This is a genomic window from Variovorax sp. LjRoot290, assembly GCF_964253985.1.
In the GTDB taxonomy this organism is placed as follows: Bacteria; Pseudomonadota; Gammaproteobacteria; order Burkholderiales; family Burkholderiaceae_C; genus Variovorax.
Genome location: NZ_CAXURW020000003.1, coordinates 1 through 24393, shown reverse-complemented (window position 1 = coordinate 24393; position 24393 = coordinate 1). Strand labels below are relative to the sequence as shown.

The window sequence follows — 24393 nt, the reverse complement described above, 5'->3', positions numbered from 1 at the left end:
CATGGGTTTCAGAGCGTACTCACGAATCGACGCGATCCTTCGCCCGGGCACGACGCCGGACGAGGTGGCCAGCGCCTGCAGGCGCTTTCTGGACTGGCGAGGCCTCGAGCTTCTTCTAGACGATTCCGACCTCTATGAGACCGGGGTCGCCTATGACCCGTCGACGGAGTGCTTCATCCTTCAGATCACCTGCGAGTGCCCCCACGGCTTCGCGGAAGATATGTTCGAGCCACTTGTCAACGCCATTGGCGAACTGGCGGCGCATCCCTTCGTGGCCACCCTCGTGAACGAGAGCACGAGCAACGAAGATTCCCGCGAGTTCGAGGTAGTGGCCGGCCCTTCCGACCAGCTCGGCGAGTTCCGGGTACGCCGCGCCCGGTGTGCGATCGAAGAGCAACTGCGATACATCGACTTTCCGCCTGGCTCGACGGGCGACACCATTGCCGATCTCGCCACTCGCGAGTGCATGAGCATCGCCACCTTCGCGCCGAACCAGAACGCGGCTGATAGCAGCGCGGTTACCCGCGTTGCAGTGGACCTCACGGGCCTCAACCTCGACGCGGAGAGCCGCGACCGCATCGCACGACTCGCCACGGCGCTTGCGCGCGAGATCGCGGGCGACGAGCTGCTGCTCAAGGCACGACCCGGAGCCGGCGCAGCGGACTGGGTCCTCGCCCGCACGACAGGGATTGCCACGAAGCTAGGCGCCCGGAACGCCCTCATTGCCGACGAAGCCAACGGCGGCCAGAACGCACGCGACCCGAACGCATGCGACTACAACCTCGCCTTCAGCGAGACGATAAACGAGGTCATCGCGATCGAGCGCGAGGCCCTGGCGCGCGTCCAAGCGGAAGCGCCGGTCGAGCCCGAAGCGCCGGCGGCGCCACGGGCCTTCTGACCTCGATCCCGAAGACGACACCCCGACCGAAGCGCCCCGAGGCTAGCCAACAAACACATGAGCCAAACCCCCACCTACTGGCGGAAGGTCAAGCTACGGCTGATCGAAGGCGCCATCGCGTACGCGGATGTACTCGACCTGGGCGATCTCGAGGAAGAGCAGCAAGGACGGGCGTTAACCACCACCTACTCGCGCTACACCTGGGACCTGTTCGAAATCGGGCCGCGCAACGTCGCCGCCATCGCGGAGCGCGACCTCGTGCGTCGCAGCGGCGAGGACCCGACCGCCGTGCTCAGCGCGAAGGAAACCTTGATCGCTGCCGCCAAGGCATTGGCCAAAGTCGAGGCACTCTGCAACGACCCCGACCTGGCTCGGCGACAAATCTGGGGACAGGCGCATCGCCGCTACGACGACGCCATCGAAGCGCTGGGGCCACGTCTGCTGGCCGCTATAGTGCTGCGCGACCTGCCAGAACGGTACAGGCCCAACCAGGCCATCGTCGACCTCGCGCCAGAGGATGCGGACATCGATCCCGGCCTTCCGGAGGCTCCGGAGCTCGACGCCCCCAGGGGTTAACGCTCAGGCACTGCGCGTGCTGGCACCGCCAGGTGCACATAGGTCCGGCTGCACCGGCAGTGCTCCTCGTAGAACGCGATCGCCTCGCCGTCATCCGCCAGCGCAGTCGCCTTGTTGATCTTGCCTCCTGGCACGCAGAGACACCCGATCTCGGCGGCCCGCCGTTCTAACTCCGTGGTGTTCAGCGCAGGCATCTGATTCAACGTCAAAAGGCACCCACCGCCGTTCTTTTGTCCCGTTCGACCAAGTACAGGCTGAATGCCATCGCGAAGCCAAGCAAAGGGAGTGCGACCAAAGCGATCCATCCCATCGGCCGTTGAAGGGCCATGACTGCCTGAAGGAGGTGCGGTAGCGCCACCTCGGCGTCCTGGCTAAGGTCGAAGAACCCGACGAAGAGGAACATGGGCAGTCCCACGAAGTGTCCAGCGAGCAGGAGTGGCTGCTTCAGAACCAGCGCAAAGATAGCCGTTGCAACAAGGCAACCTAGCCAGACGCTCCATGCCCAAGCAGGCATGTTTACCACTTCGCTCCCTCGTCCGATCAGGGTGGCGCAAACTCCAATCGTCAGCCCCAAGAAGGCAATTTGTAGAGAACGCAACATTACAAGTTCCTTTGTTCAAAGTTTCGAGAGACGATCAGTACGTCTATCGGCAACGGCAGCAAAAAATTGAGGCTTCGTTCCCCGACGCGTAGGGGGATCCCGACTCCGTCGTCCCGTGGAAAGGCACCGGTTGCCGCCCGACATCCGGCGTCTTTCCGGTCAAGGTACTGCCGCCCCCAGGCTGCGACGCCGCTGGTAGTTAACGAAGGCATTTGGCCGCCTTCCCTTTCCTGAAGATCCTGCCGCCGAAACGGTGTCGTTCCAGCTCGGTCGAGCAACGTCGAGTCAACCAGGCGCATCGTGGGCGTCGGTGCGCCTTTCGCCCGCGCTGTTGCAGTTCTGTCGCCGGCGCTCATCGATCAGGATCCGCCCGGGGCACTGATGGGCCCGCCGAACGCTTTGCTGCACCGCTCCGTCATCTGGGCCCAGCTGATCTCGCCCTTGAGGCGTGCATTCTGTTGCCGGATGCATTCGGGTTCCTGGTAAGCGGGCACCTCGGCGGCCTTCGCCTTGGCCGTGGCAGCCTGCTGCTCCTTCAGCTCGCGCCAGCTTTTGGCCTCGTCGGATTCACCACAGCCGGTGGCGATCACGCTGGCCATCAGGATGGCGGCGAGGAAGAAGCGATTGATAGTTTCGGATTGCATGCGCACCAGTCTACGGATCGACCCCAGATTGCGATAGGTTGAACTAAAGCAGGTTTCCGTCACATCTCAGCGGTGCGCGGGTACTTTGGCCTTACTGAGCGAGACCGCCAATCGGTAGGATGCGTGCCATGATCACGAACCATCCGGCCGACGAAAGCTCAAGGGACCACGACTTGTCCACATTCGCTGGGCGCCTGAACTGGGCACTGGACGCCGCGCAAGTTTCTCGGTCTGCCTTGGCGCGCAGAGTTGGCACATCGCCCCAGGCGATATCCCATCTCTGCCAGCCCGACAACGGCGCGCAAGGCAGCGTTCACACCACAAACATTGCGCTTGCGCTCCAGGTCGACTCACACTGGCTCGCGAGCGGACGTGGGCATCCGGGCTGGCGCACTTTGACGGCGAATCCATCTCAGTTCAGCCAAGTACATTTGAGCATGACCGCTATTGGCCTCAGTTCACAGGAGTACCCCCCTCGTGGGCCCGATTACTCTCTTTGACAAGTCGTTCCTGCAATCTCTCAGCACTGACGAGGCGGTCTGGTTCGACAACTTCTTTTATCCCGTCATCTCGCCGCTATTCCTCATAGAAACCTTGGCAGACCTGTGGAAGACGCCCAGGGACGGCAAGACCGTCGAGGACGAGGTCGGCATCATTGCCGCCAAAACGCCGCAGCTACATGGGGGACCTTGCTACTTCCACAACGAACTCTGCATTCAGGACCTGCTCGGTAACCACGTGCCGATGACCGGGCAGATTCCAATGGCGGGCATGCGCACTGTCGTGCGTGATGGTAAGGAAGGTGCTATTGCAGAGGTCTCGCCCGAAGCCAGGGCGTTTCACAGATGGCAGCAGGGAAACTTCTACGACGTAGAGAGGTTTCATGCCCACGAGTGGCGTCACCAGGTAGAGAGCATTGACCTGGGGTCCATCGAGCGCGCTATGAAACAGATCGGAATCAGCTCAAAAACCTGCAAGACGCTAGATGCGGCTCTGAAGTTAGCTGACGAGGTCGTCGCCGGTCTCACAAAGACGTCTTCGCGCTTCGACGGCACGCTTGAGGTCCTGGAAGTGCCATCGCACTTTCGATCGCATATCAAGGAACGCTGGAAGCGCAAGGGGAAACCGCCGCTGCGGTTTCTGGCCCCATATGCGGCGCACGTACTGCGTGTGGAGTTGTTCTTTCGTGCCGCCCTGGGTGCCAATCTGGTGGCAAGCACTCGGCCAAGTCACAAGGTTGACATGGCCTACCTCTTCTACCTCCCGTTTTGCACCCTCTTCACATCAAGCGACAAACTGCACCGGCAGTGCGCTCCGTTGTTCATGCGTACCGACCAAGAGTTCGTTTGGGGCCCCGACTTGAAGGCCGATCTCGGCGCATTGAATGCTCACTTCAGCGGCCTGCCAGAAGAGGTGAGGCGGCAGGGGATCTACGAGTTCGCGAATCGTCTGCCAGTTGAATCGCAAGGGCTCATCCGTGGGCTTTTCGAAAGGCACACGCCGAACCTGCTGAAACCAACGGCGACTGTTGATCCGGCTGAGATCAACAAGGACGTACACAAGGCGCTACTGGAAGACATGAAGCGCTGGGAATCGGCGCCGAGCAGGCCTACAGTCGGTCTCTCGTCCGGCGAGGCCTTGGAGACCATGATCATCAAGCGATCGGTCAGTCGAACTCGAGGGTCATGGATGCAGATCGGCCCCGAAGTTCCAGACGAAGATGCTGGCTAGCCGATTCGCCGATTGCCGCTTCTCTGGCAACTGAGGTGTCAGACTTTTCTGCCCAGTTTCAACGCCGGGCAGAGGCGTCCGTAGCTCCAGATGGACGTGCCGCGGCTATGCTAGCGCTGGCAGTATCGCCAGATGAACTCTCCAGCGAAGTCCATGAACGTCAAGAAGATCGTGTGGATGCGATCGGCGACGGCGTCGGTACCGGCCCGCACATCCGTACCTTGAGGCACCCCCCACAGCTGTCTCACTACGACGCTGTCGACAATGTCATCAGCAACTTGAAAGTGCCACTGGCGCGTATCACTGCCGCGTTGGATGGATGAGATGCGGGCCTCTGCTCGAGCTGCTCTGTCCGCAATCGCTCTTGCGATCATCTTGTCGGACTGATAGTGAAACGTAAGGTTGTGGCGTAGCTTCTCGACGATGTCTCTGAACTCCGCATGGTTTGCACCGCCATGCATGTAGGTCTGCAACTTACTGAAGCTCTCTTGAGTTTGCTTATCGCAGGCCTTGACTACAGCCATCAAATCGCGGTCATTCTGCAGGTCATTCAGAATATGAAAGGCCTCGTACAGATGAGCGACCTGAACCCGCACAAAGTACATGCCTCCGCCCGGGCGGATGGACCGGTCCTTGTTGCCCCTTGCGAGCTTCCAGTCGCCCAATGCCTGATTCACTACGGACAGGTCGTTGGATGCCAACATGAGCTTGACGACGATGTTGGCACCGGCCCCTTTAGCTTGGAGATCTTCAAGATTCAGGTATCGGGTTTTCGACCAGGACATGAGAGGGGGGCCTTGCGGAACATCGGTTAACGCGGAACTGTTCGCCGTCCTATGGGCACGATCTTCCGATCATCGACGATCGCGCGAAGCTCCTGCAATTCGAGGTGCATGGTCATGTTTTCAGAAACGGCATTCTGTAGGTCATTGCGAACGACCCAGACCGGGACCGGCTGTCCGTTCGTTCCGTCCGTCAGGTCGAGCACGCGGACAGCGTCGGCATGCTCAAGTGCAATTCGGAACAGGACATGCCAGCGTTCACCGCTGCCCGTGCCTTCGTAGTCGTAGAGGTCACCGGCTTCGATGAAGCTCCAGGCGTCCCGTGGCTCCCCGCTCCGGCGGCAAGTCCAGTCGTCGAACTCCCTGCTGAGCTGGTCAACGACTGCGCGGTGCTGGGGATTCGTCGGGTCCGGCTCGGTGAGGTCCAGCACCCCACTCCCGGTCAGGACGCACGCAACGGGCTCGTCCTTTGGGTCGGGCCACTTTGTGTTGCCCGCGTACAGCTTCGCCTGCGAATACGCCTCTGTGAAAAACCACGGCCGTTGCCAATCGCCGCGCTCCCGCAGGCGGTTGTCCGGCTCCCCACGAAAGAGGACGGGCGAGAGGTCGCGCTTGTGCGGGTTGTGGCTCATGGAACAGGTGATTGTCGCTTCTGCTACGTTGGTGAGTTTCCAGGCGCCGCCCGATCGCTGCGCATGCTCACCCGCGCGGCGCGACGCCCGTCTCTTGCTCGACCACCGCCTCGGCAGCGATGTCCTCAATGGGTTCCGGGCGTGCGATCTTGGAGAATCCGAACTTGTCAACGACGTACGTGACGCCATCGCGCACGACCAAGTCACCCACGGACGTGCTTCGCCGCGGATTCCTTGTCATGACCTTCACGTCCCGGTTGGTCGACCAGTCGCTGTCGATGTGATTTGTGGCGGAGAAGGCCCGGTCCAGATCTTCGCCCTCCACTTCGGCGACCAGCTCGAACGACAGGCCTAGCTCGCGCCACTTGGCCTCCTCGCAGAAGATCTCGTTCAGCGCCTGGTGGTCGACACGAAAAGCGATGCGCTCATGCATGGCCACGACGTCCGCGCGCAACTGACCGCCGCGGTTCACCTTGCAATGGAAAACTTGAATCATGAGGGCCTCCTCCACAGTGAACTAGGCGGGCGGGGCCGGCGCGGATTCACGCTCGACCTCCTCGGCGAAATGGTGAGCAAATGGGCTTTCGATGCCATTCCGCTCCAGACGCTGGTGGATCGCAGGGAGCATCGCGACGCTCACCACGAGCGGGGAGTTGGCAGCTGCGGTGTTGATCGCCGCCGTACCGGACTCGCTCGCGAACGCCTTCAGGAGGTCGAGCTCGAACTCTGGCTCCATTTCCCTGAACAAGTCGTCGGGCGCAGCCGAGAGGATGAGGTCGCATAGCTCCTCATCCGATTCATGGCCTGACAGCTCGAACCGATCTTCGTCCAGGGTCTCCTGGATCACGCAGCGTTGGACGTCATCGAAAATCACAAGGCGATCCGACCGGTTGCACTCCACGACGGACTTGAGCATTTCGCGCATGCGAACCGCGTCGCTTGAGCCTTCGTGCGGCGCGCTCGGACCCATGGCCACCATCGCGGCAGCGAACACCCCGCTGAGCAGCGCGTCTTTCTCTGAAGCTCGGTCCACGGAATGGTTGCTCGCGTCGAACCAAGGCATCCACCTGCCGTGCTCCCCCGGACCGCCGACGAACAGGTCGTCCTTGGCGATCGCCGAGTGGTAGAGGGCGGCCTTCGCCGGATCCAGGGTGAACCGGCCGGGTTCACGCGGATCGGCCAGGTAGCCCTTGCCCGGCACCTCGCGGATCCGGAGGTCATAGATGGTCCCCTTTACCTGCCAGCCGCGCGCTTGGCTTACCTTCGCGGCGTAGTCAAACGCCTCTTCCTTGGTGGGCAGGTCGGCGATGCAAAGGGCGCCGCCGCCCTCCTCACGTAGATAGACCGAGCACATCCGCAGCGGACCGTCCTCGGGGCAGCAGATCACCCGCGCGCAGAAGTACTTGCCTCCTGGGTCCTTCTCGATGGCGATGGCCTCGACTTCGATGCCCTTGTAGTCGGCCCCCGGGATATCCGAAACGTGGGCATACATCCTCCAGGGGGTGACAGGGGCGACGGGTAGGACGGGTGCTGGCACGGGCGAGCTTTCTTGGTGGAAGTTGGGATGAATGCGGTCAGGCGTGTGGCGCCTCGGCGCGATCGCTCTCGCGCGCAGCCCAGTCGAGGATTCGTTCGTGAATCGATCGGGCCAGGTCCACCGGGGTCATCAATCCCACGCGGCGGACGATCTCTTCGGGGTCCGTCGTTCCCACCTCATCGGAGTAGTTGTACGGGCTCCAATCGCCGAGGAAGACACCGCCAGGGCCGATCACGCTGAGGAGCAAGCCGCACTCGGGCTCTCGTTGCTCCGCCGTGAAGGCACGCGCGTCGCCATCGGTCAACATGAACTCGACGCCGATCGCACACTCGGCGCCCGGGTGGTGGATCTCGATGCCGATGCCGCGCTCGACGTCGTGATCGATGTCGGAGGGGGTGTCGCACTCGACGCCCAGGCGCTGAAGTTCGGCGTAGATGGCAGCCATCGCTTGCTGCATGGAAGGCTTGGCGGCGGCTTCAAAGACGGTGTATTGGTCGTTGGTCACGGGTGTGGCTCACCTCTACGTTGTTCGGGCGGTTATTATTTCTTCGCGCAGGAAGTCTTGCGCGGCCTATTCTCCTTGCTACTTGCTGCAACGCGTTCGAATTTTTCCGGGCGCGCACACGAGCGAGCTTTGGGAGGCTGTGGCACAGTTGCCGCATGGCTCCACTGAAGCTCGATTCGGTCGAATCGCTGCCCTCACCGCTCAGGGCCCAGATGCTCGAACGCCGTGCTGTGTTCGAAGCGAGTCGTTGGCTCGACGACGTGCTGAAGGACCCGAAGGTGCAGATGATCGAGCTGGAGCTCGAGGCCTATCTCCGAACCCGGCAGGTGGTCGGCTATCACTGCACCAGGGAGCCAGAGCCGGGCTATTTCAAGCGCCACGGCTTGCGAGCGCTGTCGCTGCAGGAACACCAGGCTTGGTTCCTCGCCACGCACGGCCACCACTTCACATCTGAAGAGCGCGAGAAGATTGAAACCGCGTGGGACCATTATTTTGTTGGCCAGCAAGTCAAGGCGCGCCAAGGCACCTTGTGGTTCTGCCTGACCGCTGAGACGGTGTGCGACGGCACCGATGCGCTTTTCAAGTACAACGGCGGCGAGGCCGTGCACAAACCGCTGAGGGACGAGCCCGAGATTTTTGTCAAGCTCACGTCGATAGGCCGCCCCGTCGTCGTCGAGGCCTCCGTGGCCGGTCGGGACATTGGCCCGCACCAACGCCTGGCCCTTCCAGCGCTCACGGCATTCCATCGCACGATCCGGAGCGATGCGAATGGCCAGCCGTCTGAAGGACGGATAGTGGGGAGCATCACACCCGGCGCCGTCCTGGCCGTTCGCTCGCCTATTCAGTTCGGCTTGAGCGACGTGTAGCCCGTCCTCTACGCCCGGTAGCGGCCGGCCGCTGGAGGCCGTTGCGCCGCCGGCGCCGTTCTGGCATAGTTGCGCCCTCTTCGCGTTCGCCACCTCAAAGCGCACCAGGCAATCGAGCCACTCGCGCAATCCTATGCCGGCGAACCAAGAGGCAGCCAGTCGATCGCGCCCGCGCTCGACCCGCGTTGCCGCTTGTCATTTCCTTCACGAAACCGCTGCATGGTCGGAACGATCCGGCGTGCGCAACACATCAAACCATGGTCGATTTCGTTCGACCGAAGCAACATGAATGGACATCGAAGATGACCGATGAAACAGGCAGCCCCAAGCACGTGGATAGCGACCTCGAACGTTCAGAGCGCCACACGCGAGAAATGCAGGAACACTTCAAGACTTTCGAAGGAACAAGGGATGAGTTCAACTCAAGCTACGCCCTTCAGAGCATCGCGAGGCTACCTCACACCACGACCGGTGAACAGTTGGCAGTCACCGTGCTCAGCCGCGCTGTCCTACGCGACTCTCGGATCTTCTTCACCGGACATCACTACGACAGCAGCAGATGCCTAGACGTCGAGATTAGCCGTGGAGGTGACGGCCGGTTGGCGTGGGTGGCGAAGACCCCGAACGAAACCTTCGTAGGCTGATCTCGACCGGGCGCGCTCGCCCGACAGATCAGCCGGCCGGACGCGGCGCAGCGTCCGGCTCAGCTTCCTGAATCACCACATCGCGCCCCTCGCCCATCAGGTAGGAGGCAAAGCTGTGCTCTTGGCCGTTCCACGCGTGCGCATCCCGCAGCGTGACCTGGTCGCGAGACGGATTGGCTGGATTGAAGGGCGAATCGTCGAAGGCGACTGACAACGCCTGAGCGCGGGTCAAGCCATGGCGCGCGGCCCAGGGGTCCAGCCAGGTGGTGATCCAGGTTTCGCGAGCAGCTGCCTCATGCCGCACAGCCCGCGCTGCGCACTCTTCCAGGTCGACGCCTTCCTGGAAGTCCCTGACCGCAGAGTGCGTGCGAGGATTTGTCCGGCCAATGCCGGACTCAGCAAGACGCTCCTGCAGCGCCTCGATTTCGTGTTGGGTCCTCGTCATCATGCGTGGGGCCTTTCAGCCGGCTCCCCCTGGTCGTCGTCCGCGCCAGGCACGGGAAGATACCTGGGCCGATCGGCGGCCACGTCCCATTCGATCACGCCATTCCAGGACCCCGACTGCATCTCGACCAGCATGTCCTGTCCCACTGCCTTCAGAGGTGCTGGGTAGAGCCCGATGCATTGATTCCCAGCCGGGATGAACTGCGATACCCGCGTCACCTCCCCCGCCTGGACATCGAACAGCACGGTGGACACGTTGGCGGCCTGCAGCTCCTCGCGAAACATGGACCGCGTCTTCGGCGCGCCGAACGCATGCGGCGCGGACGAGCCGGGCGCCGCGCGCTGGATCGGCGCGATCGGCGGCGTCAGAGGAACCGGTTCATCGAAGAGGTCGAAGCTTGCCTGCATGCGTCCCTCCCTCAGCCGCGCGGCGCCGCTTCGGCTTCCGCCTCCGCGAGTAGTTCAGTGGCAAGCTCGGCGTCCACCCACTCTGCCGTGACGTCCGTTGTCAGGCCCCACGGCGCGGTCTCGAAGTAGACGGTCGCATCGCCAAGCTCACCCCAGCCGTGTCGCTCGCTCCAGTATGCCGTGCCGTCAGGGGCCTTCGCTACTCTCGGGACAAAGGGCGCGCCGGTGAAGCCCGGCATGAGCTCCTGCGTCTCCCGCAGCCACTCGCCGAAGATGTCCACCAGGTCGCCGCCGTTCACCTCGGCGTCGCCGGTATGCAGCGCCCGGCACATCCTGAAGAGGCCCTTGAGCTTCTGTGCACCAGGGTCGGCCTTCGGCGCGGCCATGCAGGCCACCTCGGCCTTGTGCTCGCGCAGCCAGCGCCCGAGGTCGTCGACCAGGACGGCGCCGCTGATGTCGCGATCTTCGAACTGAAAGTCGCTGAAGGTTTCGAAGAGGTTCACCAGCAGCTTGGTCGACGCGGCGCGATCCGCCGCGCCGACCGTGTACCCCGTATCCCGTGCCCATTGCTCTGCCTCCGCACGGCTGCGCCAATGCATTGGCGATTCGACTCCGGAGTGCTCCATCACATGGCCAGCGCGATAGCCGCTTTCGATTTGAAGGCAAAACCGGGAGGTCTTGCCGTAGGGTTTGCCGCGGACGGCCTTGACGAGGACGGGCATAGCTTCTCCTGAAATGGGGGCGATTCACGCGGTGGGAGCTTCCTTGCTCGCGACTTCGGGCTCGTCCTCATCAACCTCGGGCAGGGACAAGAGCATGTCTTCGCCCCAGGCCTCAGCGACAGCGTTCAGGGCCTCGAGGCATTTCGGCAGCGTCAACGCGTCGACCAGCGCCTGTCGCGTCTTCTGTTCACGCTCGCTCCCAGACGTGATGCGCGAAGGTCCAACAATGCCTTCGACGACATCGTCCAGCGTCTCCGTGGCGAGCTTCTGAACGAGATCAATGTCCGGTGCCTGCTCGTAGCCGATGTAGCCGTGCCAAACGACATCCGTGATCCATTCAGTCTCACTGCCATGCCGGACTCTGGTCCCGGCGATGCCCTCGATGAGAAGGTTGCGCTGCTCATCGGATAGGAAGCGCGCTTGATCGGTCCGGGTCTGGTCGATCACGGTCCTGGCGCCGTCGCGAAGGTATTGCTGAGCCGACTTGTCGGTCGGCGCCAGGTCGCCCATGGCGAGCAGCAGCGCAGTGCGCGCATTGTCCGCCAGGATGTTCGACGACTCGTTCATGTCGGACGCGGCGGCCAGAAGGCGCCGGCGCTCGAACTTCACGTTGTCGAAGTGCTGGTGCTGGAGGGCGTCGGTTTCTACCGCCCAGTCGAACTGGCTGCGGCCGCCATCGCCTGCTTCCCATCCGGGCACGTGGGTGTCGACCCAGGCGCGCAGGAACCTCGCAAGAAGCTCCATCTTCCATTCGCCCATCTTCCATTCGCTGATCGAAACCAGACGCCCGGAGGCGTCCGCGAGAGCCGCATGGAATGCCTGGTGCACGCCGTCGTTTGCCACCTCGAGTTGGAACCGCGCGGTCACGATCCCTACTTCGGACAAGAAACTGCGGTAGGCAGCGCGCTGCAGGGCAAGGTCTTCTTTACTCAACATCATCTTTGTCAGCCCCGTGGGCGCTCGGTTTCAGGTTCGGGTTCGGAATGGACAAGACCTTCGCTTCGGACGTAGCCGACGCCGAATTCGGCCACCAACTCGGCATCGCGTTCGACGAGACATGCCTTCATCGCCACCTCGGCACGGCCCAGTGCTTCGCGGTCGGCGCTCTCAATGCGCACAAGGCGCTGAGAGTCGTCGCGGGGCCATGCGCTCAGCTCTAGCCCCTCGCCGAAGGCCACGTCCTGAAGACCGACCGTGACGTCACCAATGTGCGCCGCGGCGCCAGCACCGGCCAATGGGCTGCGGAAGGTCAGCTCCAGGAAGGGCAGCTCGTTCGGAAACAAGCCACGACCCTCGAACGGGCGCTCGCGGCGCATCTGCTCCTGGACCGCCAGGTCGTCGTAGACCCTGACGGTCGCATGAAAGATCTGGTTCCTGCGCTCGGACGGGATTTCACCATTGGCCCGATCGCAGAATATGACTGCCTCGTTCGCGGCGGCGTTCCGGACGTCGACCGCGCCCGTTCCCATCGGCATTCGCTTCGAGCCCACGCATTCATCCCCATACCAAAGCCAATAGGTCACGAGCCCCTCGCCTTGCTGGGTCGCCGGGACGTAGTCGGGCACCTCGCGCAAACCGGTCGGGGCTGGTGGCTCCGACGCCGCGGCAACCACTGGGGTTGGCGCGGCCGCCGGCGGGGCGCTTGCGTCTGCATCTGGCGCAAGGCGGTCGGCCCTCTTTCGGAACTCGTGGATCCCCGAGCGAAGTCCTCGAGTGAATTCGAGCACGGCCTCGTTCGCTTGCTGGAGGGTCGCCTCGTCGATCTCTTCGCCCTCCTCGATCTTCACGAGGAGCGCATCGCGTTCATTCACCGCTTCGAGCAGCTCCTCGGCATCCTTGGCCAGGTAGTGCGCGAACTCGACCGCCTTCCTCAGGGCGTCGATCGAACCGCCTCGCTCAGCCACGTGCGGCCTCCTCGGCGGCGTCCACCTCGGGGAGCATTTCGGCGATCGCGCCCGCTAACGGGTTGGGCATTCCCCGACGCGTCAACTCCGCGTTGAGGCTGCCCAGTAGACCAAGACCCGGGTTTTGCGGATCAAACCAGCCACGAAGAACCGTGTCGACTGCCTGCGGACCCGAGAGCTCTTCCAGCAGGCTCAGGTCCAGCGGAACGATCGAGCGCGCCTCGCTCCCCGCGGCAACGATATCCTCGTACGACAGCTCCAAGGCATGCAAGATCACATGCTCGTCGCTGGCGTAGGCAAGTCCGTGGTGACCGTTCATGACGATGTCCACGAAGTCATCCGCTTGGCGGCGGTCCTCTGCGATCGCCTCGATCAGGGCGTCACGCACCTGGCCGGAGAGGAACCGTGGGTTGTCGTCCTTGCCATCCTCCATCAGGACGGCAATCTGCAACTGGAGGTGCCCGTAACGTGGCGTTCCGGGTTCCGGCGCCGACTTGCCGAGGGCGGCGATGGTCGCGGCGAGCACGCTGTCGCGAGCGGCGTTGTAGTTGGGATTCATGCTGGGGTTCGCTTTCTCTTCAGGCGTACATCCGCGGCCGCTCGGCCTCGGCTTCGGGTTGATCCTCCTCAGGACTCGGGCAGGCCGCAAGCTCGCGCAGGTCCTGACCAATCACCAGGTCGTGGTCGCTGCCGGGGTAATTGCGGCGTGAGATGGTCACGTCGCCGTCCAGAATCCACTCCAGAGTACCGGCGGAGCGCTGCCAAAGCTCGGCACCGCCCGGATTCGCATCCAGTTGGGAGACGGCGATGTGGCGCAGGTTATCGGCGTACTTCTGTCCGGGCGTCGCGCAGGGCTTGCCCGCCGCGTCGAGCAGTTCGGCGCTGATGTACTCGCCGATGTAGCGGTACTTGACCATGGCAATGCCACCACGCTGCATCAGGATTCGTAGCCCGGCGCGCTGGCCCTTCAAGGCCCTGTCGATTTCTTGCCAGGACTTAGCCACGGGGACGCTCCCCATCGAACTCGCTTTCCGGCTCGACGAACGCGGGCGAAAGGCTTCGGTGGTACTCGTCTACCCAGAGGTAGTGTCGAGCGAATTCATCGAGGTCGTTGAGGAGTTGACCTTCCCCTGAAACGAAGAGCGTTTCACCAGCGTGGCGCTCGCCAGCCCATTGCAAGAAAAGGCGCAGCGGAACGCGCGCCCCGCTCATCGGCCACCCTTCCGCGTTCAATCCGCGCAGCTGAACTTCTTGACCGAAGCCGATCACCTCAAGCCCAGGGGCGCTGAGATGCGTCGAGGGAAGTTTGCCCTTGGCAGCTCCCCCCGCTCGCACGGGCAAGTCTGTACCGCCAAGCGCCACGGATTCACCTTCTCGGAGCTGAGCGATAGCCGCCGCGTTCAGAGCAAGCTCGGCCCAACGGGGCATAGCTCGCCCCAGAGTTGGCGACAGCTCCATCACCACCAGGAGCGGTTCTTCCCGCCAGACTTCAATGCCCACCGGCGGGGCCTGGCAGTCGAGGCGCTCTGATGCATTGAGCCAGCGCGATGGCTGGAAGATGCGCTTGTCGCCCTGGACACGAACGGATCTCGTGAGTTCGTCCCGTTCCAGGTCCCAGTCGATCGTTGAGACCCAGGCGGGAACGACTTCAACCTGCTCATAGTAGGAGGCCTGGAGCAGATCTTCGTCTAGGCGCCCGGCCAGGAGCTTCAGCTCCGACGGGTCGAATCCAACAGCCCGCCAGTCGACCTCGGACTGGACGGCATCGAAAACCTTGAACGACGTGATTCGCGGTTCCGTTTCCTCTCCGTCTCGTGTGACTTCGATGAGAACCCGGTGCAAGCCGTCTTCTCTCAGCAGGCAGGCGCGCAGCTCCGCGACTTCCACAAAGTCGTCGCCATGCTGCAGCACATTCAAGGTTTCGGCAGCTGCCATGAGCTGGTCTCGCTGGTCAGGCGACATGAGCGACCAGGCAGACCGCAGCAAGTCCTGCAGATCGCCAACCTCGTGGTCGGGCTCGGAGTTCGTTCCATGTTGCTCCGCCGCGCGAATGACGCGCTCGATGCGCGGGTCGCGCCGTTCGGTACCTGAGGTGGTCATGTTGTGCTCAGCCTGTCGTTCGATTCGGGTGGCATAGATGCTGGTTCTATGGACGGCGAAAACATCACACGTCTATCGCCGCATTATGCTTATGCTACGAACTAATCTTTTGTTTGTTTTTGGAGCCTTTCACATGGCGATGACGTCAGCAAGCGTGCCCCTCGATGCGGAACAAATTGCGCAGGCCCGCCCTCCCGCACCAGCGCCTGCGGTGCTGCGTTTCGCCCCGTTTCGCCGCGCCGCACCTGTAGCCCCTGCGCGTGCCGCGGCGCCTGCTTCCGTTCTCCGGCTCACGCCTGCCCCGCCCCCCGTCCTCGCTTCAGCGCCGGCTCCGGCGCCCATTGCTGCCGTCCCGGCTCCAGCCACCGCCTTCCGCCCTCTTTCATTCGGCCGGATCCCCGCTGCGCCCGCGACGCCTGACGACGCCGCCACCCCAGCCCCGGCCGCCGCAGCCGCCCCCGCTCAAGCCACTTTCGGCTTCGGCTTCAAGGCCGCGGCCGCCGGCGCCGAAGCTCCACTGCCCTTGGGCTTTGGCGGCGTGAGCAAACCTTCTCCGGACGAGACACACGTTGGTATCGTCAAGAGCGTCGCGATCTACGGCGACTGGGCTGTCGGCTCGATGGACACCCAGGAGCGGGAATCGCTGAAGATCACCGGGTCGGCCGTCGCGCACCTGAAAGAGGGGCTCGAGTACGCGCTCACGGGTCGCATGAAGGTCCACCCGAGCCATGGCGTCCAGCTCGACGTTGTGAGCTTCGAGCCCCACATCAAGCCAGACGTGCCCTCCATGGCGCGCTTCATCGCAGCGAACTTCACGAACATCGGGAAGAAGCTGGCCGAGAAGTACCTGAACCAGGTCAAGGACGAAGGCGGCGACGAGGGCCTGGAGGCGTTGCGTCTCAAGCTGGTCAATGAACCGTGGACGGTCACCTTCGAATCGGTATCCAACCGGAAGACCACATTCGGCGACAAGAACGCACCGCCCGACGATGCCGACAGCCCGCGTCCGCTCGGCGACTCGCCCGAGATCCCGTACATCGAGCGGATGCTCGCCACCAAGTTCGGGGCTCTGCGCGAGCTGAAGGCCGCGTCGCTCAAGCTGCTGGCGATGACTCTGTTCGCCCAGGCGAAGGAACTCGACGACAAGGAGCGCCCGATCACCGAGGTGGCTGCGGCGCTCCTGGCGAAGGATCCCTACAGTCCCATGCGGACGATCCCGGGCTATGAATTCCAGAGCGCTGACGCGATCGGCAAGGCCTTGAACATTCCACGCGATGCGGCCGTGCGCCTGACTGCCCTCGCCTCGTACCTCGTCACCGAAGAGTGCGACTCGTCCGGCCACGTGTACGTGAGCGAGCCGCAGCTGCGCAACCGGCTCGCCAAGACCGAGCCGATGATCTCACTCGAGACACTGATCGAGTACGCCACGGACAGCGGCGACCTCAGGATCGAAGAAGACGATCGCGGCAATCGGCGCATCTACCCGGCCAAGCTCTTTGACGCCGAAGTCCGCCTCGCCGAGGACCTGCACGGAATGCTGGTGTCGGGCAAGCCCCTCCTGGTGAAGCGCACCTATGAGCAGTTCCGCGCCAAGGCCCTCGAGGTGAGCCAGCGTCTGCTCGGCTACAAGCTCGACGAGGACCAGATGAAGGCGCTCTACGGCATCGCAACCAGCGAGTCGCGCCTGCACGTCGTGACCGCCGGCCCGGGCTGCGGCAAGACCGCCATCATGGAGGTCTTCAGCGCCATGATGTCCCACAAGGACTGGGCGTTCTCCGCCCCGACCGGCAAGGCATCCAAGGTGCTTTCCGCCCGCGTCGAGCGCAACGGGTACTCGGCATCGACGATGCACTCGCTGCTCAAGGGAAGCCCCGAAGGGGGCTTCGCCGTCAATCGCAACGAGCCCCTCGCCTGCCAGATCCTGGTAGTCGACGAAGGCACGATGCCGCCGTTGACGCTTTTCGAAGCGGCCACCGCGGCGCTGCGCGACGACGCGCACCTGATCATCCTGGGCGACCCTGGCGTTGACGGCCTGGCCGGACAGTTGCCATCGATCGGCGCCGGCCGGGTGCTGAGCGACATCCTGCGGCTGCCCGGCGTCGACCACCACCACCTGACCGCCACGAAGCGCAACTCTGGTGCCATCCTGGAGACGGTGAACCAGATCCGCCAGTACTCGCTCGACTGCCAGGATGGCGAAGGCGTCACGTTCTCCCATGGCCTGCCGTCGGCGGAGAGCTACTTCGAGACCGTCGCCGCCAAGTACGTCGAGCGCGTCCAGGCCAACGGGATCGAGAACGTTGTTCTCCTGATGTCTCGCCGCAACGGCGCCGCCGACGAGCCGAGCTGGTGCACCGACTATGCGAACGCACGTCTACGCGACCTGATCAATCCTCACGCAGTGAAGATCCCCGGCACGGCGTCCCTGCACGTCAACGACCGGATCGTGATCCGCGACAACATGACGCTCGGCCAAGACGAGGACGGCCTGGACGTGCGCGTCGTCAACGGCGATACCGGGACCATCACCCGGTTCCAGCCCCACAGCGATCCAAAGCACCGTGGCGCCCAGTACCTGGTGATCAAGCTCGACGACGGCCGCTTCATCCAGTTCCCCGGTGACGCCACCAAGGATCTACAGCACAGCTACGCCGCGACCGTGCACATGAGCCAGGGCAGCGAGTACAAGGACGTGATGCTGGTCATGACGCCTGGCCAGCCCTCGTTCATCAACGCGAGCATGTTCCTGACGGGTGCGAGCCGCGCGCGCGAAGGCCTCTGGATCTACGGCGACGACGCGGAACTGCGCAAGATCGCCGCAACGAAGCTGCCCGCCCGCAACACCACGCTCGTGGAGCGAGTGGCCGAGAAGGTGGCCGAGACGGTGCGCAACCTCGAAACCGCCTGCGCGGACGAGGATCGCCCGAAGGGCTGACGGCGCCATGGACGAGACGCTCATGCGCCGGGGTTCAAAGCCGAGCCTTCCATCTGCGCCACTTCTGGCAGATCGTGCTACCGGCGCAAGGGTCGTGCTCGCGCCGTTCGCCACATTCGACCTGCCCTTCGCTCGAGGCGAGGTCGGTGCCGGCCGGTCTGCATACGATGACCTGGTCGGACCGAATATCGGGGCGGTCATGGCAAGAGTGGGCTGGCGGTTTGACGGCTCGATGATGCGCGTCGACGCCCTCCTCCCTGTGGCGGGCTCGGCCGGATCCGATTCCCTCATAGTCGCGAGCGGTTGGGGAGGCCCCATTCGAGCCAGGGACGGAACACGGGGCATCAACGTCAGCTACGGCGTCGGAGCAGCCCATCGCGGCGCCGAGCTCGGCCGAATGCTTGCCTACTGCGCCGTCGCGGAATGCCTGGCCCACCAGGCGCTCGCCGGAGAGCCCATCCCGACCTTCGTCAACATCCAGGCGCGCGCCACGAACGGCGCATCGCTGGCAGTGGCGCAATCACTCGGCGTTCCACCGTGCGAGAGCGCGGCGTTCGCGGTGCCCGCCAGCGGGAAGAAACTCGCCTACGTCGGCTTCCGCGAACCCGTTCAAGAATTCCTCGCCCGCGGCCTGGCACACGCCAAGTCGCGCCTGCCCGACTACGACCCCGGCTCGCTCGCCGCCGCGCGCATGGGCCTCATATCCGAACTCGGCGCCGACCTCGATCTGCTCGGATGGCTGGAGGATTCCACAGTCGACGCAGAAATGGTCTCTGACCATGAGTCGGAAAGGTTTCATTCCGGAGGTTGACCTATCGGAATCGGGGTTCGTGTCAGTAGACTGGCGCAGGAATAGAAACCGCACCATGCAATCAACTCTCGAACCTCACACACCTTTGAGCCAGCTGATCGCGACGCGCTTGGGAGCGATCGTCGCCACATCCGTGGGTGCCGATGGCGATTCGGACGGCGCAGCTGTTCTCAGGCGCCAGCACTCGCTGCTCGCCGACCTTCAAGCTGCTGTCGCGCAAGGGGTGGCGGAACTCGACTTTGCGTACGAGGGCGAGTTCGATCCCGTCGAGGCATCGATCCGGCCCCCCGGCGAGACTGCATTCGAGAAAGGTCAGGCGCTGCATGAAATCGCTCTCGCCGGCATCGAGCCGGTGATCGCCTCCGCGCGCGCCGCGGGGATCAGGATTCGCGCGCCCGAGCTCGGCCAGGCCGACGAAGGCCCGGCCGATCTCGAGCCGCTAAACGATCGGCTTGGCGGCTGATCAGATCGTCGGCGCGTTGGGCAGGCTCTGGAATGAATTTCTCCGCTACGACCTTGCGCAGAGCCCTTCGGCTTCCTCATACTTGTTCTCGCATGCCTGACGTTCTTCGAACCTTTCGTTTCCAACTTCGCCCTCGCATCGCTCAGGAGCATTCGCTGGACCGCTATGCAGGGATGTTGCGGTGGATCTGGAACAGGGCGTTGGCCGAACAGCAGGCTCGCCGCGAGCGCGCCGAGAAATACGCCGGCTACGCGAGCATGTGCGGTTGGCTCACGGCCTGGCGCAACGCGCCACCGACGTCCTGGCTACGTGAAGGGCCGGTGCATTCCCAGCAGCAGGTCCTGAAGCGACTGGACAAAGCGTTCCAGACCTTCTTCGCGAATGTGAAGGCCGGCAAGAAACCCAGCTACCCTCGCTTCAAGAAGCGGGGTGACGAGCCCGGCATTCGCTTTCCGGACCGCAAGCAATTCAAGCTGGACGCGCTCAATGCGCGCCTCCAGCTTCCAAAGCTCGGCTGGGTGCGCATGCACATGAGCCGACAGGTCGCGGGCGAGCTGCGCAATGCCAGCGTCACCCGAGAGGGGGACCGCTGGTATGTGGCGATCCAGACGCTGCAGCCCGGGGTGCTGCCGGCGGCGGAGGTCGAGCCGAAACTCGGCATCGACCTGGGCGTCGCCAACTTCGCTGGCCTTTCAGATGGGCGACTCATCGAGCCGCTCGCGGCGCTGAAGGCACAGCAGCGGCGCCTGCGGCGCTACCAACGCAGCGTCAGCCGCAAGGTCAAGGACTCGTGCAACCGCAAGAAGGCGGTTGTGAAGCTGCGCGCGCTACACAAACGCATCGCGCAACAACGCAACGACTGGCTGCACAAGCTCACCAGCGGCCTGGCGGCCGAGCATCCCCTGATCGTGATCGAGGACCTGCGCATTGCTGCGATGAGCGCCTCGGCGCGCGGCTGCGCCCAGAGGCCGGGCAAGAAGGTCCGTCAGAAGGCTGGGCTGAACCGTGCAATCCTGGACCAGGCCTGGGGCGAGTTCGCCCGCCAACTCGAGTACAAGCTGGCTGCCATGGGTGGCGCCCTGGTGCGAGTCGATCCGGCCTACACGAGCCGCACGTGCCGCGTCTGTAGACACGAGGCCCTCGAGAACAGGCAGAACCAGGCGCTCTTCGCCTGCGTGGCCTGCGGCCACTCAGAGCATGCGGACATCAATGCCGCAAAAAACATTCTGGCCGCGGGGCACGCGGTCTGGGCTTCTTCAACGAATCCCGATGCCTGTGGAGGGGTGGTCAGACGCGCAGCGTCCGCAAGGACGAATCGTGCAGCCCCTGCGAAGCAGGAACCCACCGTGAGGCAGGCCGTGCGTAACGCGCAGCACGCATCAGCAGGAATTCTCGTCCTTCCGGGCGAGGAGGATGTCAAATGAACGATCGGCTGCGCTCCGCCGCGACCATCCTTGCCAAATTGCGCACGCGTCGCGCCGGCCCGCGCATCGGCACGCTGTGCGATCGCCCCATCCACGACTTCATCGAGGGCGGGGACGGGGCGCGATGGTCGTTCGACGGCAAGCTCTTTCCCGGCCGCGTGCTGGCACCTTCGGACATCGTTCATCACCAGGCGGTCTACGCGCAGGTGGCTTGCTGAGGTGGCGGGATGCTGAGCAACGAGGCGCCCGAGCGGCCGCAGGCCGGTAGAGGCGGCGGGGACATTCCAGCCTCGGTCATCGATCAGATCAAGCAGCGCGTCGACATCATCGAAGTCGTCGGCCGCCACGTTGAGCTGAAGCGCGCCGGCGGTGCGCTCTTCAAGGGCCTGTGCCCCTTCCATACCGAGCGCTCGCCTTCGTTCACCGTCACGCCTACGCGCCAGAGCTACCACTGCTTCGGCTGCGGCGCGCACGGCGACGCCGTCCAGTTCCTCATGGAGATGGAGGGCATGTCCTTCCGCGAAACCATCGAGGACATGGCGCAGTCAGCAGGCGTCGCAATCCCCGCGCCGGACCCGAGCGCACCGGCGTCCCGCCGCCCAGCTCCGGACGTCCGCAAGGCCATGCACCTCGCCATGGACATCGCAGCCGACCGCTACTCTCACGAGCTCGCCGGCGGACTCGATTTGATCCGAGCGCGGCCAGACGCCGCCGGCTTCCAGGCGGACAGCGCGCGCTACGTGCACGTGAAGCGCGGCATTCACCAGACCACCATCGAGCGGTTCCGCATCGGCCTCGCTCCCGAAGGCTGGGACACGCTGAAGGGCCTGGCCTGGCCGAGCGACACCTTCACCGCCGGCAGCCAGGACGCCGCAACGACGCTGGCAGCGGTCGACCTGATCCGGCCCAGGGAAAATCGCGAGTCTGAGCCTCCGGTGGCGCCGGCGGCCGGCAAACCTCGCCCCTTCGGCTTCCCGCGCGGCGCGGCGCCGGCGGCCGCGCCATCGGTCAAGCCCACGACCACGGCACCCACCAGCTACTACGACACCTTCCGCGCCCGGCTGATCTTTCCTGTCCGCGATACCGCCGGAAAGATCGTTGCCTTTGGTGGCCGCAGGCTTTCCGAGGAGAGCAACGCCGCCAAGTACCTGAACAGCGCCGAGACGCCGATCTTCCACAAGAGCCACGTCCTCTACGGCCTGTTCGAGGCACGTGAGGCGATCCGGCGCACGAAGCGCGTGCACGTGGTCGAGGGCTACATGGACGTGGTCATGCTCGCCCAGTACGGCGTCGAGAACGCCGTGGCCTCGATGGGCACGGCAATGACCGAGAGCCAGTTGCAGACGCTCCTGCGCTTCACGGAATGCGTGATCTTCGTGTTCGACGGGGACGCCGCCGGCCAGAAAGCGGCACGCAAGGCAGCAGAGACGGTCCTGCCGCTGGTTCGCGCCAACCACGACATTCGCATCCTGACGCTTCCCGACGGCCAAGATCCGGACGAGTTCGTCCGGACCCAGGGCCGCGAGGCTTTCGACGCCCTGGTCGAGTCCTCCGCCAAGTCGCTCTCGTTCTTCCTGCGCGACCAGCTCCTGGAGGAATGTGGCGGCGCAAAGACTCCGGAGCAACGGGCCCGCTTTCAGCAGCGCTTCCAGCAGATCCTCAAGCTCATGACCGGGGATCAGACGCTGGCGAGGGAGTACTGGAAGATGTTCCAGCAGACGCTGACCGGCGGCGAGCCGCGGACGGCCCAGCCAAGCGCTGCGGGTGGGGCCTCGAACGGCTTCCGTCGGCCAGCGATGACCGCACCCGCCCGCACGCCGGTGATCGGCGCCGCCGAAAGCTCCATCGTGGCCAAGCTACGTGACGCCGTGCGCCTGGCGCCGGAGATCGCGCTGCAGGTTCGGGAGTCCATCATCGAGCTCCTGGATCGAGAAGACCCGGCCGAGTTGCGCCTGCAGAAGGATCTCGACGGCCTGGACGATGCCATGCCGGCACAGCGGGCCGCCGAAGGCACTCCCGAATGGCTCTTCGCCCGCGACGCCCTCCTCTCCCATGCGGACCTCTTCGAGGGACACCGCAAGGAGCAGGTTCGCGCCGAACTCAAGGCCCAGCGCGCGAGTGGCCAGCTCTCCACAACCGACTACATTCGCGAGCTGCGGGAACTTCGATAGGTGCTAGCACTGCTTTTGCCGAGCCCCCAGCCCCAGCCCCGCCCCTTGAAACCGCACCATTTGCACGTTGAAGTGCCCCGAGGTTTCTTCTAACCTCAACCTACGCGCTCCGGTACTGCCAGTCCATCCGATGATCGTTGGAGGATTTGTGATGAAACCGCTTGTCCTGATTGTTCTCCTCGCGCTCTGGCACCCCCTTCAAGCCAATGCGTTTGGGTGCGATCCCCCTCCTCCGAGCGTCGTGCTGATGTACAGCGGCATGGACTATCAGGGCCGATGCTCTGCTTTCGACCAAAGCGTCAGCAATCTCACGGGTACATGGGTTGGGAATGATGCCGCACGATCTATCAGGATAGTCGGCGATCGCGTCGCAATCCTTTACCGGAATGCGGAGTTTTCCGGACGGAGGAGCGTTTTCACCAGGTCCGATTCCTCTCTGCACAATAACCGAATCGGCCTCGCTACCGCTTCTTCCCTGCGGGTTTTAAAAACCAATTGTGATGGACGAGTCGGTGTGTATCTGCACGAACACCGCAACCACAATGGCCGATGCACTAAGTTCCGAGGCGATGCTCGCCTCGACGAAACTTATATTCAATCGGATGTAGCAAGTTCGATGAGTATGATTGGCTTATGGAGCGCCGCGCTCTTCCGAACCGAAAATCAGGTAGGGCCGGCGTTTCGCTCAGAAGGACGCTCTGCTCGAGATCTTGGGAACGCGTTTAATGACAACACAAAATCAATTCGCGTGACACCGAGACACGCTGTTTGCAATGGCCGCGATGATGGCGTGTACCTATATTCAGGGACGAACTTTACCGGTGAATGCACGCGCTTCACAAGCAGCGAAGCCAACCTCAACAGCTGGCGGGTCGGCGCAGGGACAGCCTCTTCAATCCGGGTAATCGGCCCTTATTCGGGGACTGTGTACTACCGTGCTACCCGAGTGAATGAGGTCGCCTCAACGTTCTCTTCCGACGATCCGAATTTTTTCGACGATGACATCGGACCCGACAACGCAACAGGGATCCGTGTCACCGGGCCTGAAACTGAACAAGCTCCCATTCTGCGGGCACAAATTCGGATCACTACGGCTGACGTCGAAGACGCCGGCACCGACGACTCAGTTCTGGTGAGTCTGAACGAAGGGAATGAGACTTGGCTTGACTACGGAGCCGTGCAGAATCTGGCGACAGCAACTACGCCGAGCACACTCTGGGGCGGCGACGATTTCGAGAGGAATTCGGTCTATACATACGACCTTCTCCTCGACGGTGTCTCTACCGCGGGAGACATCAAGTGGCTCGTCCTTTCCAAAACAGGCTCGGACGGCCTATGTGTGAAGAGCATCGAACTTTTGATCAACGGACATGACACGCCGGCTTTCAGTAAGGATTTTGGCCGCTGTGTGTCTCTCGACAACGAAGGCTCCCATGAGCGGTCGATTGGCATTGGATTCGAAGAACTGCGTTCGCGTAGGTGGGAAATTGCCAATCTCTCGACGAACGTGCTAGTTCAGGGGGCGGTTTCAAGTCTGAAGCGCAACAGGGTTGCGTCAGTGGATTGACGCAGGCGGTTGATGGGCCGAGGCGAGG

General features: G+C 63.5%; 27 protein-coding genes. 12 read left to right on the top strand and 15 right to left on the bottom strand.

Annotated elements, in window-relative coordinates; genetic code table 11:
- The first annotated feature begins 1 nt into the window (after position 1).
- Positions 2 to 898, top strand: coding sequence for a hypothetical protein (locus tag ACSQ9A_RS37455; protein ID WP_436307816.1), 897 nt, complete (start codon positions 2 to 4; stop codon positions 896 to 898).
- Between the two features lie 57 nt (positions 899 to 955).
- The gene (locus ACSQ9A_RS37450; protein ID WP_436307815.1) at positions 956 to 1474 is read left to right on the top strand and encodes a hypothetical protein; all 519 of its coding nucleotides are present in this window, start codon (positions 956 to 958) and stop codon (positions 1472 to 1474) included.
- A gap of 205 nt (positions 1475 to 1679) precedes the next feature.
- On the opposite strand, the gene ACSQ9A_RS37445 is transcribed toward ACSQ9A_RS37450, so the two are convergent.
- Both ACSQ9A_RS37445 and ACSQ9A_RS37440 read right to left on the bottom strand, forming a co-directional pair.
- On the bottom strand, positions 1680 to 2075 hold the full coding sequence (locus ACSQ9A_RS37445) for a hypothetical protein (protein WP_436307814.1): 396 nt from the start codon (positions 2073 to 2075) through the stop codon (positions 1680 to 1682).
- 359 nt (positions 2076 to 2434) lie between these two features.
- A complete protein-coding gene (locus ACSQ9A_RS37440; RefSeq protein WP_436307813.1) occupies positions 2435 to 2782 on the bottom strand; it encodes a hypothetical protein in 348 nt (115 codons plus the stop codon).
- A gap of 414 nt (positions 2783 to 3196) precedes the next feature.
- Here ACSQ9A_RS37440 and ACSQ9A_RS37435 point away from each other — a divergent pair, with 414 nt between their 5' ends.
- Positions 3197 to 4450, top strand: a complete 1254-nt coding sequence (locus ACSQ9A_RS37435; RefSeq protein ID WP_436307812.1) for a hypothetical protein — start codon at positions 3197 to 3199, stop codon at positions 4448 to 4450.
- A gap of 110 nt (positions 4451 to 4560) precedes the next feature.
- On the opposite strand, the gene ACSQ9A_RS37430 is transcribed toward ACSQ9A_RS37435, so the two are convergent.
- From ACSQ9A_RS37430 to ACSQ9A_RS37410, 5 genes are all read right to left on the bottom strand, one after another.
- A complete protein-coding gene (locus tag ACSQ9A_RS37430; RefSeq protein ID WP_436307811.1) occupies positions 4561 to 5235 on the bottom strand; it encodes a hypothetical protein in 675 nt (224 codons plus the stop codon).
- Between the two features lie 26 nt (positions 5236 to 5261).
- Positions 5262 to 5864, bottom strand: a complete 603-nt coding sequence (locus ACSQ9A_RS37425; RefSeq protein WP_436307810.1) for a hypothetical protein — start codon at positions 5862 to 5864, stop codon at positions 5262 to 5264.
- A 67-nt stretch (positions 5865 to 5931) separates the two neighbouring features.
- Positions 5932 to 6360: a hypothetical protein gene (locus ACSQ9A_RS37420; RefSeq protein WP_436307809.1), complete on the bottom strand. Its 429-nt coding sequence runs from the start codon at positions 6358 to 6360 to the stop codon at positions 5932 to 5934.
- 21 nt (positions 6361 to 6381) lie between these two features.
- A complete protein-coding gene (locus ACSQ9A_RS37415) occupies positions 6382 to 7401 on the bottom strand; it encodes a hypothetical protein (RefSeq protein WP_436307808.1) in 1020 nt (339 codons plus the stop codon).
- A gap of 37 nt (positions 7402 to 7438) precedes the next feature.
- Entirely contained in the window at positions 7439 to 7906 is a 468-nt protein-coding gene (locus ACSQ9A_RS37410; protein WP_436307807.1) for a hypothetical protein, read from the bottom strand.
- 155 nt (positions 7907 to 8061) lie between these two features.
- On the opposite strand from ACSQ9A_RS37410, the gene ACSQ9A_RS37405 reads away from it, so the two are divergent.
- Complete coding sequence (locus ACSQ9A_RS37405) at positions 8062 to 8772, top strand: hypothetical protein (protein WP_436307806.1); 711 nt, start codon at positions 8062 to 8064, stop codon at positions 8770 to 8772.
- A gap of 257 nt (positions 8773 to 9029) precedes the next feature.
- Positions 9030 to 9416, top strand: coding sequence for a hypothetical protein (locus ACSQ9A_RS37400; protein WP_436307805.1), 387 nt, complete (start codon positions 9030 to 9032; stop codon positions 9414 to 9416).
- Between the two features lie 28 nt (positions 9417 to 9444).
- Here ACSQ9A_RS37400 and ACSQ9A_RS37395 read toward each other — a convergent pair whose 3' ends face one another.
- Genes ACSQ9A_RS37395 through ACSQ9A_RS37360 form a run of 8 tightly spaced genes read right to left on the bottom strand, consistent with a single transcriptional unit; the run spans position 9445 to position 14994 of the window.
- Positions 9445 to 9864, bottom strand: a complete 420-nt coding sequence (locus tag ACSQ9A_RS37395; RefSeq protein ID WP_436307804.1) for a hypothetical protein — start codon at positions 9862 to 9864, stop codon at positions 9445 to 9447.
- Positions 9861 to 10268: a hypothetical protein gene (locus tag ACSQ9A_RS37390; RefSeq protein ID WP_436307803.1), complete on the bottom strand. Its 408-nt coding sequence runs from the start codon at positions 10266 to 10268 to the stop codon at positions 9861 to 9863. The genes ACSQ9A_RS37395 and ACSQ9A_RS37390 overlap by 4 nt, the downstream gene beginning before the upstream one ends.
- Before the next feature lie 11 nt (positions 10269 to 10279).
- Positions 10280 to 10990, bottom strand: a complete 711-nt coding sequence (locus ACSQ9A_RS37385) for a hypothetical protein (RefSeq protein WP_436307802.1) — start codon at positions 10988 to 10990, stop codon at positions 10280 to 10282.
- Positions 10991 to 11014: 24 nt separating this feature from the next.
- A complete protein-coding gene (locus ACSQ9A_RS37380) occupies positions 11015 to 11929 on the bottom strand; it encodes a hypothetical protein (RefSeq protein ID WP_436307801.1) in 915 nt (304 codons plus the stop codon).
- 5 nt (positions 11930 to 11934) lie between these two features.
- On the bottom strand, positions 11935 to 12894 hold the full coding sequence (locus tag ACSQ9A_RS37375; RefSeq protein ID WP_436307800.1) for a hypothetical protein: 960 nt from the start codon (positions 12892 to 12894) through the stop codon (positions 11935 to 11937).
- Positions 12887 to 13453, bottom strand: coding sequence for a hypothetical protein (locus ACSQ9A_RS37370; RefSeq protein ID WP_436307799.1), 567 nt, complete (start codon positions 13451 to 13453; stop codon positions 12887 to 12889). Before ACSQ9A_RS37370 ends, ACSQ9A_RS37375 begins: the two co-directional genes overlap by 8 nt.
- A 19-nt stretch (positions 13454 to 13472) precedes the next feature.
- Positions 13473 to 13898, bottom strand: coding sequence for a hypothetical protein (locus ACSQ9A_RS37365; protein WP_436307798.1), 426 nt, complete (start codon positions 13896 to 13898; stop codon positions 13473 to 13475).
- Positions 13891 to 14994, bottom strand: a complete 1104-nt coding sequence (locus ACSQ9A_RS37360; RefSeq protein ID WP_436307797.1) for a hypothetical protein — start codon at positions 14992 to 14994, stop codon at positions 13891 to 13893. The genes ACSQ9A_RS37365 and ACSQ9A_RS37360 overlap by 8 nt, the downstream gene beginning before the upstream one ends.
- Before the next feature lie 538 nt (positions 14995 to 15532).
- Between ACSQ9A_RS37360 and ACSQ9A_RS37355 the strand changes: the two genes are divergently transcribed.
- The 7 genes from ACSQ9A_RS37355 to ACSQ9A_RS37325 all read left to right on the top strand — a co-directional run bounded on the left by ACSQ9A_RS37355 (position 15533) and on the right by ACSQ9A_RS37325 (position 24365).
- Complete coding sequence (locus tag ACSQ9A_RS37355) at positions 15533 to 17929, top strand: AAA family ATPase (protein ID WP_436307796.1); 2397 nt, start codon at positions 15533 to 15535, stop codon at positions 17927 to 17929.
- A gap of 7 nt (positions 17930 to 17936) precedes the next feature.
- A complete protein-coding gene (locus ACSQ9A_RS37350) occupies positions 17937 to 18740 on the top strand; it encodes a hypothetical protein (RefSeq protein WP_436307795.1) in 804 nt (267 codons plus the stop codon).
- 85 nt (positions 18741 to 18825) lie between these two features.
- Positions 18826 to 19203 (top strand): hypothetical protein, encoded by a 378-nt coding sequence (locus ACSQ9A_RS37345; protein ID WP_436307794.1) that lies wholly within the window; start codon positions 18826 to 18828, stop codon positions 19201 to 19203.
- A gap of 92 nt (positions 19204 to 19295) precedes the next feature.
- Entirely contained in the window at positions 19296 to 20627 is a 1332-nt protein-coding gene (locus tag ACSQ9A_RS37340) for an RNA-guided endonuclease InsQ/TnpB family protein (RefSeq protein ID WP_436307793.1), read from the top strand.
- Positions 20624 to 20845, top strand: a complete 222-nt coding sequence (locus ACSQ9A_RS37335; RefSeq protein WP_436307792.1) for a hypothetical protein — start codon at positions 20624 to 20626, stop codon at positions 20843 to 20845. The genes ACSQ9A_RS37340 and ACSQ9A_RS37335 overlap by 4 nt, the downstream gene beginning before the upstream one ends.
- A 9-nt stretch (positions 20846 to 20854) precedes the next feature.
- On the top strand, positions 20855 to 22798 hold the full coding sequence (locus ACSQ9A_RS37330; RefSeq protein ID WP_436307791.1) for a DNA primase: 1944 nt from the start codon (positions 20855 to 20857) through the stop codon (positions 22796 to 22798).
- 151 nt (positions 22799 to 22949) lie between these two features.
- Positions 22950 to 24365 (top strand): hypothetical protein, encoded by a 1416-nt coding sequence (locus ACSQ9A_RS37325; RefSeq protein ID WP_436307790.1) that lies wholly within the window; start codon positions 22950 to 22952, stop codon positions 24363 to 24365.
- The last annotated feature ends 28 nt before the right edge of the window (positions 24366 to 24393 follow it).

Bases quoted from the DNA above. Each gene is read 5' to 3' on its own strand.
- ACSQ9A_RS37455 (WP_436307816.1), top strand. From the start codon at position 2: ATGGGTTTCAGAGCGTACTCACGAATCGACGCGATCCTTCGCCCGGGC.
- ACSQ9A_RS37450 (WP_436307815.1), top strand. From the start codon at position 956: ATGAGCCAAACCCCCACCTACTGGCGGAAGGTCAAGCTACGGCTGATC.
- ACSQ9A_RS37445 (WP_436307814.1), bottom strand. From the start codon at position 2,075: ATGTTGCGTTCTCTACAAATTGCCTTCTTGGGGCTGACGATTGGAGTT.
- ACSQ9A_RS37430 (WP_436307811.1), bottom strand. From the start codon at position 5,235: ATGTCCTGGTCGAAAACCCGATACCTGAATCTTGAAGATCTCCAAGCT.
- ACSQ9A_RS37425 (WP_436307810.1), bottom strand. From the start codon at position 5,864: ATGAGCCACAACCCGCACAAGCGCGACCTCTCGCCCGTCCTCTTTCGT.
- ACSQ9A_RS37420 (WP_436307809.1), bottom strand. From the start codon at position 6,360: ATGATTCAAGTTTTCCATTGCAAGGTGAACCGCGGCGGTCAGTTGCGC.
- ACSQ9A_RS37405 (WP_436307806.1), top strand. From the start codon at position 8,062: ATGGCTCCACTGAAGCTCGATTCGGTCGAATCGCTGCCCTCACCGCTC.
- ACSQ9A_RS37400 (WP_436307805.1), top strand. From the start codon at position 9,030: ATGGTCGATTTCGTTCGACCGAAGCAACATGAATGGACATCGAAGATG.
- ACSQ9A_RS37395 (WP_436307804.1), bottom strand. From the start codon at position 9,864: ATGATGACGAGGACCCAACACGAAATCGAGGCGCTGCAGGAGCGTCTT.
- ACSQ9A_RS37390 (WP_436307803.1), bottom strand. From the start codon at position 10,268: ATGCAGGCAAGCTTCGACCTCTTCGATGAACCGGTTCCTCTGACGCCG.
- ACSQ9A_RS37385 (WP_436307802.1), bottom strand. From the start codon at position 10,990: ATGCCCGTCCTCGTCAAGGCCGTCCGCGGCAAACCCTACGGCAAGACC.
- ACSQ9A_RS37380 (WP_436307801.1), bottom strand. From the start codon at position 11,929: ATGATGTTGAGTAAAGAAGACCTTGCCCTGCAGCGCGCTGCCTACCGC.
- ACSQ9A_RS37370 (WP_436307799.1), bottom strand. From the start codon at position 13,453: ATGAATCCCAACTACAACGCCGCTCGCGACAGCGTGCTCGCCGCGACC.
- ACSQ9A_RS37360 (WP_436307797.1), bottom strand. From the start codon at position 14,994: ATGACCACCTCAGGTACCGAACGGCGCGACCCGCGCATCGAGCGCGTC.
- ACSQ9A_RS37350 (WP_436307795.1), top strand. From the start codon at position 17,937: ATGGACGAGACGCTCATGCGCCGGGGTTCAAAGCCGAGCCTTCCATCT.
- ACSQ9A_RS37340 (WP_436307793.1), top strand. From the start codon at position 19,296: ATGCCTGACGTTCTTCGAACCTTTCGTTTCCAACTTCGCCCTCGCATC.
- ACSQ9A_RS37335 (WP_436307792.1), top strand. From the start codon at position 20,624: ATGAACGATCGGCTGCGCTCCGCCGCGACCATCCTTGCCAAATTGCGC.
- ACSQ9A_RS37330 (WP_436307791.1), top strand. From the start codon at position 20,855: ATGCTGAGCAACGAGGCGCCCGAGCGGCCGCAGGCCGGTAGAGGCGGC.
- ACSQ9A_RS37325 (WP_436307790.1), top strand. From the start codon at position 22,950: ATGAAACCGCTTGTCCTGATTGTTCTCCTCGCGCTCTGGCACCCCCTT.